We start from the raw sequence: 14,809 nt of genomic DNA on the forward strand, positions 1-14,809 counted from the left end.
CGGGTGGACTAAATCGCGGCATGGCGGTGGCGCGGATCTTTCCTTAGTCCACCCGGACGAAGTGGCGCGCGGCGATGGCGCATAAGGTGAGCGCTCGACCATCGGCGGAGACGACACATGACGGACGACACACGTGCCACGCAATTGCTTTCGGGCCAGACCTGGGCCGATTTCTGCGACACCCTGAAACGCAGCGGACAACAGATCCTGCGCGCCGAGGCGCCGGACGATCCGCTGACCCGCGCGGAGGGATTCCGCTACCTGAGCCGGCTGATGCGCATCGCGCTCGAAATGCACGTCGAGTTCGCGGACGGCGCGTGGCCCGGATTTTTCTCGCCGTCGCACGAGACCGCGAAGATCGGCGCCGACAATCCCGACAACCTGTACCAGTACGCGCGTCTCGACGGCCGCTGCGAATACCGTGTGACGGGGCGGCGCGGCACGGTCGCGTACCTGAGCTTCGGCACGCAGAAGGGCGGCTACGAGACCGACGGCAAGATGCTGCAGACAGGCTTTCTCGACGCGAAGCAACTCGAGATCGCGCCGGACGGCAGCTTCGAGATCGTCTTGAGCGAAACGCCGCGCGCGGGCAACTGGGTGCGCATGGAGCCGGGCACCAACGCGTTACTGGTGCGCCAGACTTTCCTCGACCGTCGTGCGGAAACCCCGGCGCAGCTGAAGATCGAGCGCATCGGTGCCGGCGATCGCCCGGCGCCGCTCGACCCGCTCGTGCTGCAGGGCGGCCTTACGCGCGCCGCGCAGTTCGTCGAGCAGACCGCGAAGCTGTTCGCGGACTGGGCCGCGAGCTACCGGTCGCACGTGAATGCGCTGCCGCCCGCCGACCAGGCGCTGTGCCAGTCGGTCGGCGGCGATCCGAACATCTACTACTACCACTCGTGCTGGTCGCTGGCCGACGACGAAGCGCTCGTGATCGACGTCGACACGGTGCCCGACTGCGATTTCTGGAACGTGCAGCTCAACAACTACTGGATGGAGTCGCTCGATTACCGGCACTTCGATATCTGCGTGAACAAGCACAGCGCACGGCTGAATGCGGACGGCGGCGTGACGGTGGTGGTCGCGGCCGCGCAGCCGGGCGACGCGAACTGGCTCGATACGGCCGGGCATCGCGCGGGCACGATCTCCTGGCGCTGGGTCGGGGCCGCGCAGCCGGTGCATCCGCGCACGCGTGTGGTGAAGCTCGCGACGCTGAAGGAGGCGGCATGAATGCGCCGCTTGACCGGAGCCGCACGCTGCTTGCAGCCGACGGGTTGATCGCCGAAGCCGTGTCGCGTACGGGCGGGCTCACGGCGTTCGGTGACGGGCCGTATCGCGAAGCGCTCGACGTGATGTGCGCGTCGCTGATCGACGAAGCGAACCTGTCCGCGCGCGGTGCGGAGATGATGCGCGAGAAGCTCGTCGGCCAGCTCGTGAACCGGCTCGTCGTCGAGGCTTACTTCCTGCGTCATCCGGAGATCGCGGACATCGCGATCGACGATCCGCTCGTGATCGTCGGCCTGCCGCGCACCGGCACCACGCTGCTGCAGCGCCTGCTGGCCGTCGACCCGCGCTTCCACACGGCCGCGTGGTGGGAAACCCGCTACCCGGCGCCGCTCGCGGGCGAGACGCTTGCCGAGCCGACGGTGCGCATCGCGCGCGCGCAGGCCGAGGTCGCGACGATGATCGACTGTATTCCGCAGATCCTGACGATCCATCCGCTCGATGCGATGCTCGCGGACGAGGAGTTCATGCTGATGGAACATGCGTTCGTGTGTGCGATGGATTCGTACGCGAACGTGCCGCGCTATACGGCGTGGCTCGCGCAGCAGGATCTCACGCCGGTCTACACGTACCTGAAGCGGATGCTGCAGTTCCTGCAGTGGCAAAAGATGCAGCGCGGCGTCGCGCCGGCCGCGCGCTGGCTGCTGAAGACGCCACAGCACCTGCATGCGCTCGACGTGCTGTGCCGCGTGTTTCCGCGCGCGCAGGTCGTGCTGACGCACCGCGATCCGGCGCAGACGATTCCGTCGATGGCGAGCATGGCGCACACGCTGTGGCAGATGTATGCGGACGATCCTGATCCGCTCGCCGTCGGCGCGCAGTGGAACGCGGGGATGGCGCGCGCGATCGGCGCGGCGATGGCTGCGCGCGATGCGCTGCCGGCCGACCGGTTCCTCGACGTGCGATTCGAGGACACGGTGTCGAATCCGCTCGGCGTTGCCGAGGCCGTGTACGCCTTTGCCGGCATGCCGCTCGATGCACGGCAGCGCGCGGCGATGACGGACTGGATGGCGCGCAACGGCCGCGACAAGCGTGTCGCGCACGACTATTCGATCGCGCGCTTCGGCTTCACCGATGCGCAACTGGCGCGGGATTTCGCCGCGTATCGCGCGCGGCACCTGCGGGCGGCCGGCTGACGGGCGGGCTCGCGAGACCAACGATAACCAGGAGACAAGCCATGTTGCTGAAGGACAAGATCGTCGTGATTTCCGGGATCGGGCCGGGGCTCGGCGTGAAGCTCGCCGTCGAGGCCGCGCGCGAGGGGGCGCGCGGTGTGATCGTCGCGGCGCGCACGATGGAAAAGCTCGACGACGCCGAAACGCGGATTCGTGCACTCGGTGTCGATTGCGACGTGCTGAAGGTGAAGACCGACATCACCGACCGCGCGCAATGCCGGCAGCTTGCGACGCAGGCCGTCGAGCGCTTCGGCCGGATCGATGCGCTCGTGAACAGCGCATTCGTGCACGGCACGTTTCCGGAGCCGGTGGAGGAAGCCGACCTCGACGGCTGGCGCGCGGTGTTCGACACCAACGTGTTCGGCACGATGGCACTCACGCAGGAAGTCGTGCCGCACATGAAGCGGCAGAAGCGCGGCGCGATCGTGATGATCAACACGCAGGCGACCCGCAAGCCATTTGCAGGGGAAGGCGGCTACGCTGTATCGAAGGGGGCGCTCGCGGTTGCGGCAAAATACCTGGCGCGCGAACTCGGCATGCACGGCATACGCGCGAACAGTATCCACATGGGGTGGATGTGGGGCGTGCCGACGCAGACGTATTTCCGGCAGGCGGCCGCCGAGTACGGGCTGACGGAGGAGCAGATCATCGCGCCGATCGCGTCGAACATCGCGCTCGCGAAGCTCCCGACCGACGATGACTGCGCGCGCGCGGCGCTGTTCCTCGCGTCGGACTACGCGAACGCGGTGACCGGCGCGACGCTCGACGCAAACGGCGGCGATTTCATGCCCTGACGATGGAGCAAAGAATCATGCAGGACAACCACGAAGTACAACATTTCTTTGCATTCAACGGCGATGCGGACGGGCTGTGCGCGCTTCAGCAACTGCGGCTCGCGGAGCGCGTGCGCGGCACGCTCGTGACCGGTGTGAAGCGCGACATCAAGCTGCTCGAGCGGATCGGCGTGCGGGCGGGCGACCTCGTCACGGTGCTCGACGTGTCGCACGACCAGAATCGCGATGCGTGCGCGCGGCTGCTGGGCGACGGCGCGACGGTCCGCTATTTCGACCATCACTTCGCGGGCGAGCTGCCCGACGATCCGCGCTTCGCCGCGCATATCGACACGGCGGCCGACGTCTGCACGAGCGCGATCGTGAACCGTTATCTTGGCGGGCTGCACGTGCGCTGGGCGATCGTCGCGGCATTCGGCGACGAACTGCCGGCGCTTGGCAATGCGCTCGCGCGCGAACATGGGATCGACGAGGCGGAACGCGACACGCTCGCCGAACTCGGGCTCTACCTGAATTACAACGCGTACGGCGAGTGTGTCGGCGACCTGCATTTCGACCCGGCGGCGCTCGCCGATGCGATGCTGCCCTGCGTCGATCCGCTCGATTTTGTGCGCGAGACGGCCGTGTTCGCCGCGCTGCGCGACGGCTACCGCGACGACATGGCGCATGCGTGCGCGCTCGCGCCGCTGCGCGAGGTGCCGGGTGCGACACTGGTCCGGATGCCTGATCATCCGTGGGCGCGGCGCGCGACGGGCATGCTCGCGAACGAGCGGATGCGCAACGCACCGGATGCGGCGCTCGCGGTGCTGTCGCCGCGCGCGGACGGCGGCCTCGTCGTCAGCGTGCGCGTGCCCGATGGCCGGCCGCTCGGCGCCGACGAGTTCTGTCGCGGCTTTCCGACCGGCGGCGGGCGCAAGCGCGCGGGCGGCATCAACCATCTGCCGGAAGCCGAGTTCGACGCGTTCGCCGAGCGATTCGAGGCGGCGTTCCGGCTCGATTGATTGACGCGATGGTCCGAGATGCGTGCGCCGTGCAGCTATCGCATGGCGCGCGCATCGCGAATGGATCAACCGGTCGCGCCCGCGAGCGTGGCCGGCACGTTGTGACCGTAGCAGCGCTCCTCGACGCGCTCGGCGATGCGCCAGCCCTGCGCGGTGCGCATGAACCGGTCGACGTACCACAGCCCGAGAAACATCACCTGCGTGCCGCCGTCCGGCAGCACGACCTCCATCGGATTGAAGCAGATCGTGCGGCCGCGCGCGGTATCGCGGTCGAGCCGGATCGACAGGTTGCCGACCAGGTGCTGGTACTGCGGAAACTGTGGCAGCACGGTGCGCAGCCACGCCTTCACTTCCGGATAGCGGCCGGCGATGCCGCCCATCGCGCGATAGTCGATTGCCGCGTCGGGCGTGAACACCGCGTCGAGCGCGTCGAAGTCGCGCGTGTCGATCGCGCTCGAATACGCGACGACCAGCTCGCGGATATCGTGATGGTCGGACAGCGTTTGCAGATCGGGCATCGATGGCTCCCGGTCACGCGCTGTTGCGCCGGCGTGCCGCATGGAGCGCTTCGGCGCGCTGCTTCACGTCGCGTGCGCACTGGTCGAAGCCCTGTTTCACCCACGCGCCGTGGTGCTGCATGATCGTGTCCGCATTGAGGCCAAGGAACTGGTCGGTCGTGAAATAGCGGCAGCGCTCCGCGTCGATCGCATCGATGTACTGGTCGCGGCGCGCGGCGTCCTTGTTGTCGTCGGTCGGGCGCTGCTCCCACGACAGCAGGCGTTCGGGTTCGTACGCAACGAGGATCTCGCTGACGGGAATCACGGTCTCCGTGCCGGGAATGCGCACCTGCATGTGCACGAAATCGCCGAGCCTGCCGGTCGTTTCGAAGCCGACGCAAAACGTGTTCCATTCGCCGTAGCGCGGGAAGTCGGTCAGCACGTCCCAGACGACGGAGGCCGGCGCGTCGATGTCGACGGTGATCGAGGTGACGAGATTCGAGGGTTTGGTCATGGCGGCGTATCGGATGAAGCCGCGCGTACCCGGGTGGCGGGAAACGTCGCGGCGGTCGGAAGGATTCGCGCCGGTATCGGTCGGCGCGCGTGACGGGTGCGGATCGGGACGTGCGGGGGCGTTCGACGCTGGCACATGCCGAGCAGCGCGGCGCACCCGACATCGAGCGTAGGCCGGCGCACGCGGCGCAGAATCGTCGGAATGGACTAAGGCGTTTCACCGGGGGGGCAGCCGGGTGGCGCGACTGCGGTGACCGTCGACGGCATGGGCACGCCGGCGCGTCGAACGTCGACACCACGCCGTGCAGCCGCGACAATGCGTGTCTCTTTCCGCTTTCGTCGTCGAGGTGCCCGTGCCCGCCAAGCCGTCCGTTGCTCCCGCGATCGTGTGGTTCCGCGACGATCTGCGCGTGACCGACCAGCCCGCGCTGACGCGCGCGGTGGCATCGGGCCGGCCGCTCGTGTGCGTGTTCGTCGACGACACGGGCGCCGGCGCCGGGCGAGCGCTCGGCGGCGCGGCGCGCTGGTGGCTGCACGGATCGCTGGCCGGGCTCGACGCGGCGCTTGCGCGTCATGGCGGACGCCTGCTGCTGTTGCGCGGCGACGCGCAGCGTGAGATCGAGCACGTCGTGCACGACACGGGGGCGGCGGCCGTGTACTGGAACCGCCGCTATGCGCAACCGCAGCGCGATGCCGATGCGGCGCTGAAGGCGTCGCTCAAGGCGCGCGGCGTCACGGTCGAGAGCAGCAACGGCAGCCTGCTGAACGAGCCGTGGGAGGTGCTGACGGGCAGCGGCGGGCCGTACCAAGTGTTCACCGCGTACTGGCGCGCGGCGCGACGCGATCGCACGGTCGCCGCGCCGCTTCCGGAACCCGACCGGATCGGATTTCATCCGTGGCCGAAAACCGTGAGCGACCGGGCGCTGGCGCTCGACGCGCTCACGTTGCGGCCGCACGCGCCGGATTGGGCCGGCGGCCTGCGCGACGCATGGCCCGCGCCCGACGAAGCTGGCGCGCATGCGCGGCTCGACACATTCCTGACGACCTCGCTCGCCGGCTATGCGGATGCGCGCGACTGCCCCGACCGGCCCGCGACGAGCCGGCTGTCGCCGTTCCTGCGCTTCGGCAACGTGTCGCCGCGACAGGTGTGGCATGCGGTGCAGGGCGCCACGAACGCAGGTGGCGCGGTGCGCGCAGCGGGGGCTGACAAATTCCTGAGCGAACTCGGCTGGCGCGAATTCAGCTACGCGCTGCTGTATCACTTCCCGGCGTTGGCAACCGACAACTTCCGCGCGCAGTTCGATGCGATGCCGTGGCGCGACGATCCCGCCGCGCTGCGCGCATGGCAGCGCGGGCTGACCGGCTATCCGCTCGTCGATGCGGGCCTGCGCGAACTGTGGACGACCGGCTGGATGCACAACCGCGTGCGGATGGTCGTCGCGTCGTTCCTGATCAAGCATCTGCTGATCGACTGGCGCGCGGGCGAAGCGTGGTTCCGGGACACGCTGGTCGACGCCGATCTCGCGAATAACGCGGCGAGCTGGCAGTGGGTGGCCGGCTGCGGCGCCGACGCCGCGCCGTATTTCCGCATCTTCAATCCGGTCGCGCAGGGGCAGAAGTTCGATCCGGACGGCGCGTACGTGCGGCGCTGGGTGCCCGAGCTTGCCGGCCTCGACCCCGCATCGATCCACGCGCCGTGGGAAGCGTCGCCGCTGGCGCTCGACGCGGCCGGCGTGCGGCTCGGCATCGACTATCCGGCACCGCTCGTCGAGCACGCGGCCGCGCGTGCCCGCGCGCTCGATGCACTGGCTGCATTGCCGAAACGCCGCTGACCGCACGCTCCGGGTTGTCGCATCAATTGCAGAACGCGACGTGTTCGAGCAATGCGTACGCGACGCCCGAGCTGAAATAGGCCGCGCCGCACCACGCGACGAACGCGAGCGTGCCGGCGGCCAGCGCCGCGCGGATCATGCCCATGCCGCGTTGCCCGATGCCGGGCGCGCGACGCGTGCGTCGTTGATCGGCAGGTGCAGCAACGCCGCGAGCACGCCGAGCGCGATCGAGCCGATCCACAGCGGCATGTACGAATGCGTCGCGTCGTACACGAGCGCACCGAGCCAGACACCGAAGAAGCTGCCGAGCTGGTGCCCGAAGAACACGAAGCCGAACAGCGTCGCGATGTAGCGCACGCCGAACACCTGCGAGATCACGCCGTTCGTCAGCGGCACGGTGCCGAGCCACGTGAACCCCATCACGGCCGCGAACACGTAGACGCTCGCGGGCGACAGCGGCACAGCGACGAACACGGCCATCGTGAGCGCACGCACGAGGTACAGCACCGACAGCACGTACTTGCGCCGCAGCAGCCCGCCGAGATGGCCGCACGCGTAGGTGCCGGCCACGTTGGTCAGTGCGATCAGCGCGAGCGCGACGCTCGCGTGGCGCGCCGGCAGCCCGTGGTCGAGCAGGTAGGCGGGAAGATGCGTCGCGATGAAGGCGAGCTGGAAGCCGCACGCGAAGAAGCCGGCGTTCAGCAGCCAGAAGCCGCGATGTGCGAACGCCTCGCGCACGGCTTCGCCGATCGACTGGTCGGGGCCGGCGGCGCCGGCAGCCTGCGCGGGCCGGTCGCGCAGCAGCACGGCGAGCGGCGCGAGCAGCACCGCGACGAGCGCCAGCGCGATGAACGCATGCCGCCAGCCGATGCCGCCGATCAGCGTCTGGGCGACGGGCACCATGCAGAACTGGCCGAGCCCGCCGATCGCGCCCGCGACGCCGAGCGCCCAGCCGCGCCGGTCGGGCGGAAACAGGCGGCTCAGCGCGCCATAGATCGACGCGAACGCCGAGCCCGACAACGCGATGCCGATCACGAGCCCGGCGCCGACCGTGAACATGCCGGTCGTCGCCGCATGCGCCATCGTGACGAGCCCGGCCGCATACAGCAGCATCCCGGCGACGATCACGCGCAGCGAGCCGAAGCGATCGGCGACCATGCCCGTGAACGGCTGCGCGACGCCCCAGATCAGGTTCTGCAGCGCCAGCGCGAGCCCGAACGCTTCGCGCGACCAGCCGTGGTCGAGCGATACCGGCGCGAGGAACAGGCCCTGCACGTGGCGGATGCCGAGCGCGGCGCCCATGATCAGGCCGCCGGCCAGTACGGGCAGCCAGCGGCGGCGGACTTCCTGTTCGATCGGGGTCATGCGTGTCTCCGGATGAGGGCGCGCGGCAAGACGGCCGCGCTCGATCCGATTAGACGATCGGGCCCGTCGTCGCTCAAGCGATCATTCGGTCAGGTTGGCATGCGTGCGGGGAATGCGACGAGGAGTGCATGGAGTGGGGCGGGAGCGCTCGGCAGCGATCAGGGTCGTTCGCAAACGCCGCGCCGGCTTACGCCGATGCGGTGTCGTGCGCGCGCATCGCGGTATCGCATTCGGCCGCCTCGGCGAGCATCCAGTCGCGGACGTCGGCGACTTCGCGGCGCGGGGCCGGATCGTGCTGGAACAGCCAGTAGCCGTACGCATCCGACAGCGCCTGCGTGTGCGGCCCGAGTACCGCGAGCCGGCCGTCCGCGAGCATCGGCGCGACGAGCGCGAGCCGGCCGAGCGCGACGCCCTGGCCCGCGATCGCGGCCTGGATCACCTGGTCGTACTGGTTGAAACGCAGCACGCCTTTCGGGCGCGTGTCGCCGAGCCCGGCCGCGTGCAGGTGCGCGCGCCACTGCAATTGCGGCTGCGGCGGCCCGTCGAATTCGAGCAGCACGTGGTCGGCGATCGCGGCCGCGTTCGTGACGGGCCGCGCGGCGAGCGCGGGATGCGCGACCGGCACGACGATCTCGTCGAACAGGCGCAGCGCGCCGGCCGGCGCGCGGTCGCGCGGACAATAGCGGATGCCGAGGTCGATGCCTTCGGCGCGCAAATCGAGTACCTTGTCGTTCGCGGCGACGCGCAGGTCGATCTCCGGCAGGCGCGTCTGCAGCCGCCCGAGCCGCGGCAGCAGCCACAGCGCGGTGACGCCGATGCTCGCGGTGATCGTGACCGGCTGACGCTCGCGCGCGGCGGCGAGCGACGCGACGGTGTCCTGCAGGCTGTGCAGCGCCGCATCCGCGACGCGAAACAGCCGCTCGCCTTCCGGCGTGAACGCGATCTTGCGGTAGCCGCGCTGCAGCAGCGCGACGCCGAGATGCGCTTCGAGCGCGTGTATCTGGCGGCTGACCGCCGATTGCGTGACGCACAGGTCTTGCGCGGCGAGCGTGATGCTCATGCGGCGGCCGACGGCGACGAAACCGCGGACGAGGTCGAGGGAGGGGAGGCGGACGAGCGGCGTTGACATGCGCGTGACTCATGCGAATGGAGCAGCAAGATTGGTTGAGAACGCGGGGCGCGTCAAGTTCAATGGAGGCTGGTGCGGGTGGTGGTGGAGGGGCGGGTGCGTTGACGCCTTGGCCGGCCGCGAAGCTCGGGTGGGAGTCGGTATTTAGGCGCCAATTGGGATCGACGGTGAAGTATGCGGGCTGAGTACGCGATGAAGTGCTGACTTCAGCCAACTACGCCATGGGGTTGGAGTAAGCGCTAAAGCGCTAACTTCAGCCGACCACGCCATGGGACCCGAGTAGGCGCTAAAGCGCTAACTCGGGTCGACCGCCGTGGGGTTGGAGTAAGCGCTGAAGCGCTAACTGCAGCCGACCACGCCATGGGACCCGAGTAGGCGCTGAAGCGCCAACTCGGGTCGACCGCCGTGGGGTTGGAGTAAGCGCTGAAGCGCTAATTCCAACCAACCACGCCATGGGACCCGAGTAGGCGCTAAAGCGCCAACTCGGATCGACCGCCGTGGGGTTGGAGTAAGCGCTGAAGCGCTAACTCCAACCAACCACGCCATGGGACCCGAGTAGGCGCTAAAGCGCCAACTCGGGTCGACAGGAGACAAGATGACAATTTCGAACGAAGGCAACGAAATGAAGCAGGCCACCCGCGCGGCAGACGCATTGCCACCCGAGCCCGTGACGCTGCGCGCCGCCGACGGCTATGAATTGCGCGGCCATGTCTGGCGTCATCGCGGCGGCAGCGTCGCGCGGCCCGTGACGGTCATCAATTGCGCGACGTCGGTACGTTGCGACTACTACTTTCGTTTCGCGGCCTGGCTGTTCGCGCAGGGGCGCGACGTGCTCGTCTATGACTATCGCGGCATCGGCGGGTCGCGCCCGGCGCAGCTCGCGAAGCTGCGCGCGAACTGGCTCGACTGGGGGCGGCTCGATTGCGAAGCCGCGCTGCAATACGCACGCGACACGTTTCCGGGCCAGCCGATCGACGTCGTCGCGCACAGCATCGGCGGGTTCGCACTCGGGCTCGCGGCATCGAACGTCCACGTGCGGCATGCGGTGACGGTCGGCGCGCAGTATGCGTACTGGCGCGATTACCTGCCGGCCGAACGGCGGCGCATGTGGTGGAAGTGGCACGTCGCGATGCCGGTGCTCGCGGCCGTGTTCGGCTACGTGCCCGCGAAGCGGCTCGGCTGGATGGAGGACACGCCGCGTGGCGTCGCGTTGTCATGGGTGCGCTCGCAGGCGCGCTTCGAGGAGGGCTATACGCGTGGCCCGCTCGCCGAACCCGCCGCGAGCCGCGCCGCGTTGCCCGCCCGCTTCGCGGGGCTGTCGGCGCCGATGCTCGCGATCGGTCTCGACGATGACGGGTTCGGCACGGTCGAGGCGATCGAGCGGCTGGTCGGCTACTACACGGGCAGCGACGTCACGCACCTGCGAATCGCGCCGGCCGACATCGGCGTCGATGCGATCGGCCATTTCGCGTTTTTCCACAGCCGCTTCACCGATACGCTGTGGCCGCTTGCGCTGTACTGGCTGCAGTACGGTGTGCTGCCGGCCGACTCGGCGGGCAAAGTGCATGCGCTTCACCCGGCATCGCGCGGGCGTGGAACGGGTAGCGGTGCGCCCGGCGTCGTCGCGAACGGGTGACGGGGTGGGGCCGCGCCACGCAGGCGCAGGCCGGGACCACACGTACCAGCGCGGCGCACGGTGCCGGCGTTGACGCCGGTGGGCCGCAACGGCGTCGCCGCACCGCCCGATCGATTAACATCGGACGTTTCGTCCCACCGGCCGCCGCCCGTCGATGCTCGTCCCGCCCGATTCTGCTTCCCCGTCCGAAACACCTCGCGCCTGGAGCGTGCACGAACTTGACGTGCCGTCTGCCGCGTCCCGCGCCGGCGTGCGGATCGTGCGTGTCGATTTCGACTGGCGCGTACCGCTTGCGTCGCCCGCGTATGCGGCACTCAGCGATGACGAGCGCGCGCGGGCCGCGCGCTTCATGCGGCATGAGGATGCGGTGCGCAGCGCCGCGACGCGTGCCGCGCTGCGCGACGTGCTCGGTACGGCCCTCGGCATCGCGCCGCAGGCGGTGGCGATCGTCGTCGACGCATCGGGGCGGCCGTCGCTCGACGGCACGCATCGCGCATCGCTCGACTTCAACGTGTCGCATGCGGGCGACCATGCGCTGCTTGCGTGGGCACCCGCGGGCCGCGTCGGCGTCGATATCGAGTGCTGCAATCGTGCGGCCGACTGGCGTGCGCTGACGCGCGAAGTCTGCGCGCCCGCCGAGGCCGCCTATCTCGACAGCCTGCCGCTTGCCGCGCGCGCCGGCGAATTCATGCGCGTCTGGTGTGCGAAGGAGGCGCTGCTCAAGGCGCTCGGCACGGGCATCGTCGGCGGGCTGCGCGCGTTCGCGGTCGTGCCGCCGCGCGACGGCGCGACTCCCGCGACGACGGTCGTCGAGCCGGCCGCGCCCGCCGCCGGCGTCGCGGCGTTCGATGCGGCGTGGCTCGACGCGGCGCCCGGCTACGCGGCGTGCGTCGCGTGGACGCGCGCGTGAGCCGGGATCCGCGCGCGGCGCTCATTCGAGCGGCGCGTCGTTTGGCGCCGCGTAGCGCGCCTTGATCACGTCGCTCATCGCGAAGTCGAACGACAGCCCCTTCGGCGGCACCGGCTTCATGAACCACTTGTCGTAGAGTGCGTCGATCTCGCCGCGCTTCATCAACTGCACGAGCACGCCGTCGACGAGCGCCTTGAACTGCGGATCGTCCTTGCGCAGCATGAACCCGTAGGCTTCCGACGATTGCGGCGTGCCGACGATCTGCCAGTCGGCCGGCTTCGCGGCGAGCTGGCGCACACCCGCGAGCAGCACGTCGTCCATCATGTACGCGGCCGCGCGGCCCGATTCGAGCGTGAGGCGTCCTTCGCCGTAGTCTTTCGCGCTGATGATCTGCATGTTCATCTTCTTTTCCTCGTTCATCTTGCGCAGCAGGCGTTCGGACGTCGTGCCCTGGTTCGTCACGACCGTCTTGCCGGCGAGGTCGGGGAAGTCGCGAATGCCCGACGTCGTGCGCGTGAGCAGGCGCGTCGTCGCGACGAAGAAGGTGGTCGAGAACGCGACCTGCGCGTGACGCGCGGCGAGGTTCGTGGTGACGCCGCATTCGAGATCGACGGTGCCGTTCTGCACGAGCGGGATGCGGTTCTGCGACGTGACGGGGATGAAGCGCACCTGCAGGCCGGGCTTGCCGGTGCGCGCCTTCACGGCGGCGATCACGCGATCGCACAGGTCCTGCGAGAAGCCGATGACCTTGCCGTTCGCGTCGGCGTAGGAGAACGGCACTGACGTTTCGCGATGGCCGATCGAGATCAGGTTGCTCCGGCTGATCTTCTCGAGCGTGCCCGAGAGCGGCTCCGCGGCGAGCGACGCGCCGCATGCGAGTGCGCACGCGGCGAACAGCAGGGGGCGGCCGAACCGGGCGGTGAATCGTGACGGGAAGGACATGGCGGTCTCCGTGGCGAATGGTGATCCGTATGTTGCCAAAAACAAAATAATTGCAACAACTGTTAAGCGCCGGATCCCACGGGCCGATCCGGCGGGCCGTACCGGGCATCAGGGAAACTCCCAAGTCGAAATCGGTGAAATACGGGTTGTCTAGACAAGTTGGCGTGGCTACACTTCAATCCATTCCGAACTTGTCTAGACAGGATTGCTCACATGATTACGTTGACCCCCGGCCACCTGACCCTCCCGCAACTGCGCCAGATCGCACGCGAATCGGTGCAGCTCACGCTCGACCCGGCGAGCTTCGCGAAGATCGACGCAGGCGCGAAGGCCGTCGCCGACATCGCCGCGAAGGGCGAGCCGGCCTACGGCATCAACACGGGCTTCGGCCGTCTGGCCAGCACGCACATCCCGCGCGACCAGCTCGAACTGCTGCAGAAGAACCTCGTGCTGTCGCACGCGGTCGGCGTGGGTGAGCCGATGGCGCGCTCGTCGGTGCGCCTGCTGATGGCGCTGAAGCTGTCGAGCCTCGGCCGCGGCCACTCGGGCATCCGTCGCGAAGTGATGGACGCGCTGATCAAGCTGTACAACGCGGACGTGCTGCCGCTGATCCCGGTGAAGGGCTCGGTCGGCGCATCGGGCGACCTCGCACCGCTCGCGCACATGTCGGCCGTGCTGCTCGGCGTCGGCGAAGTGTTCATCCGCGGCGAGCGTGCAAGCGCGATCGACGGTCTGCGCGTCGCGGGCCTCGCGCCGCTGACGCTGCAGGCGAAGGAAGGCCTCGCGCTGCTGAACGGCACGCAGGCATCGACCGCGCTGGCGCTCGACAACATGTTCGCGATCGAAGACCTGTACCGCACCGCGCTCGTCGCGGGCGCGCTGTCGGTCGACGCGGCTGCCGGTTCGGTGAAGCCGTTCGACGCACGCATTCATGAACTGCGCGGCCATCAAGGCCAGATCGACGCAGCGGCGTCGTATCGCGACCTGCTCGAAGGCTCGCCGATCAACCAGTCGCACCGCGATTGCGACAAGGTGCAGGATCCGTACAGCCTGCGCTGCCAGCCGCAGGTGATGGGCGCGTGTCTGGACCAGATGCGCCATGCAGCCGACGTGCTGCTGGTGGAAGCGAACGCCGTGTCGGACAACCCGCTGATTTTCCCGGATACGGGCGAAGTGCTGTCGGGCGGCAACTTCCACGCCGAGCCCGTCGCGTTCGCTGCCGACAACCTCGCGCTGGCCGCATCGGAAATCGGCGCACTGGCCGAACGCCGCATCGCACTGCTGATCGACGCGACGCTGTCGGGCCTGCCCCCGTTCCTCGTGAGGGACGGCGGCGTGAACTCGGGCTTCATGATCGCGCACGTGACGGCTGCCGCGCTCGCATCGGAAAACAAGACGCTCGCGCACCCGGCATCGGTCGACTCGCTGCCGACCTCGGCGAACCAGGAAGACCACGTGTCGATGGCGACGTTCGCCGCGCGCAAGCTCGCCGACATCGCGGACAACACGAAGCACATCCTCGCCATCGAACTGCTGGCTGCCGCGCAAGGCGTCGACCTGCGCGCGCCGTACCACACGAGCCCGAAGCTGGCGCCCGTGATGGAAACGATCCGCGGCAAGGTCGCGCACTACGAACTCGACCACTACTTCGCACCGGACATCGCCGTGATCGCGAAGCTGGTCGGCGAGCGTGCGTTCGCGAAGGTTGCGCCGTTCTCGTTCGCATCGGAACAGTAA

Annotated in this window: 14 protein-coding genes; 8 read left to right on the plus strand and 6 right to left on the minus strand. The window is 68.9% G+C overall.

All coding sequences use genetic code 11. The features are described 5' to 3' along the window. Positions 1–117 precede the first annotated feature (117 nt). The 4 genes from QZM67_RS36275 to QZM67_RS36290 are packed head-to-tail and all read left to right on the plus strand — an operon-like array spanning position 118 to position 4,248. A complete protein-coding gene (locus QZM67_RS36275) occupies positions 118–1,227 on the plus strand; it encodes a DUF1214 domain-containing protein (RefSeq protein ID WP_301810848.1) in 1,110 nt (369 codons plus the stop codon). Next, positions 1,224–2,417: a sulfotransferase gene (locus tag QZM67_RS36280; RefSeq protein WP_301810850.1), complete on the plus strand. Its 1,194-nt coding sequence runs from the start codon at positions 1,224–1,226 to the stop codon at positions 2,415–2,417. The genes QZM67_RS36275 and QZM67_RS36280 overlap by 4 nt, the downstream gene beginning before the upstream one ends. 41 nt (positions 2,418–2,458) lie before the next feature. Then, entirely contained in the window at positions 2,459–3,250 is a 792-nt protein-coding gene (locus tag QZM67_RS36285; RefSeq protein WP_301810852.1) for an SDR family oxidoreductase, read from the plus strand. Between the two features lie 17 nt (positions 3,251–3,267). Continuing rightward, on the plus strand, positions 3,268–4,248 hold the full coding sequence (locus QZM67_RS36290) for an acetyltransferase (protein ID WP_301810855.1): 981 nt from the start codon (positions 3,268–3,270) through the stop codon (positions 4,246–4,248). A gap of 65 nt (positions 4,249–4,313) precedes the next feature. Here QZM67_RS36290 and QZM67_RS36295 read toward each other — a convergent pair whose 3' ends face one another. Both QZM67_RS36295 and QZM67_RS36300 read right to left on the minus strand, forming a co-directional pair. After that, a complete protein-coding gene (locus tag QZM67_RS36295) occupies positions 4,314–4,766 on the minus strand; it encodes a nuclear transport factor 2 family protein (RefSeq protein ID WP_301810857.1) in 453 nt (150 codons plus the stop codon). Between the two features lie 13 nt (positions 4,767–4,779). After that, positions 4,780–5,259, minus strand: a complete 480-nt coding sequence (locus QZM67_RS36300; protein ID WP_301810859.1) for an SRPBCC domain-containing protein — start codon at positions 5,257–5,259, stop codon at positions 4,780–4,782. 352 nt (positions 5,260–5,611) lie between these two features. Between QZM67_RS36300 and QZM67_RS36305 the strand changes: the two genes are divergently transcribed. Beyond that, on the plus strand, positions 5,612–7,090 hold the full coding sequence (locus QZM67_RS36305) for a deoxyribodipyrimidine photo-lyase (RefSeq protein ID WP_301810896.1): 1,479 nt from the start codon (positions 5,612–5,614) through the stop codon (positions 7,088–7,090). A gap of 22 nt (positions 7,091–7,112) precedes the next feature. Here the strand turns inward: QZM67_RS36305 and QZM67_RS36310 are convergent, their stop codons facing one another. The 3 genes from QZM67_RS36310 to QZM67_RS36320 form a co-directional block, all read right to left on the minus strand. Then, on the minus strand, positions 7,113–7,235 hold the full coding sequence (locus tag QZM67_RS36310) for a hypothetical protein (RefSeq protein WP_041492896.1): 123 nt from the start codon (positions 7,233–7,235) through the stop codon (positions 7,113–7,115). Further along, entirely contained in the window at positions 7,226–8,455 is a 1,230-nt protein-coding gene (locus QZM67_RS36315; protein WP_235996293.1) for an MFS transporter, read from the minus strand. The genes QZM67_RS36310 and QZM67_RS36315 overlap by 10 nt, the downstream gene beginning before the upstream one ends. Positions 8,456–8,642: 187 nt before the next feature. Continuing rightward, positions 8,643–9,584 (minus strand): LysR substrate-binding domain-containing protein, encoded by a 942-nt coding sequence (locus tag QZM67_RS36320; protein ID WP_301810862.1) that lies wholly within the window; start codon positions 9,582–9,584, stop codon positions 8,643–8,645. A 595-nt stretch (positions 9,585–10,179) separates the two neighbouring features. On the opposite strand from QZM67_RS36320, the gene QZM67_RS36325 reads away from it, so the two are divergent. Together QZM67_RS36325 and QZM67_RS36330 are read left to right on the plus strand one after the other, a co-directional pair. Further along, complete coding sequence (locus QZM67_RS36325; protein ID WP_301810863.1) at positions 10,180–11,220, plus strand: alpha/beta fold hydrolase; 1,041 nt, start codon at positions 10,180–10,182, stop codon at positions 11,218–11,220. Positions 11,221–11,374: 154 nt separating this feature from the next. Then, positions 11,375–12,130: a 4'-phosphopantetheinyl transferase superfamily protein gene (locus QZM67_RS36330; protein WP_301810864.1), complete on the plus strand. Its 756-nt coding sequence runs from the start codon at positions 11,375–11,377 to the stop codon at positions 12,128–12,130. Between the two features lie 21 nt (positions 12,131–12,151). Here QZM67_RS36330 and QZM67_RS36335 read toward each other — a convergent pair whose 3' ends face one another. After that, positions 12,152–13,072 carry a glutamate/aspartate ABC transporter substrate-binding protein gene (locus QZM67_RS36335; RefSeq protein WP_301810865.1) on the minus strand — a complete coding sequence of 307 codons (921 nt, stop codon included), beginning with the start codon at positions 13,070–13,072 and terminating at the stop codon, positions 12,152–12,154. 213 nt (positions 13,073–13,285) lie between these two features. Between QZM67_RS36335 and hutH the strand changes: the two genes are divergently transcribed. Then, complete coding sequence (hutH, locus tag QZM67_RS36340) at positions 13,286–14,809, plus strand: histidine ammonia-lyase (protein ID WP_043190461.1); 1,524 nt, start codon at positions 13,286–13,288, stop codon at positions 14,807–14,809.

Source organism: Burkholderia sp. AU45251 (assembly GCF_030482905.1).
Classification (GTDB): domain Bacteria; phylum Pseudomonadota; class Gammaproteobacteria; order Burkholderiales; family Burkholderiaceae; genus Burkholderia; species Burkholderia aenigmatica.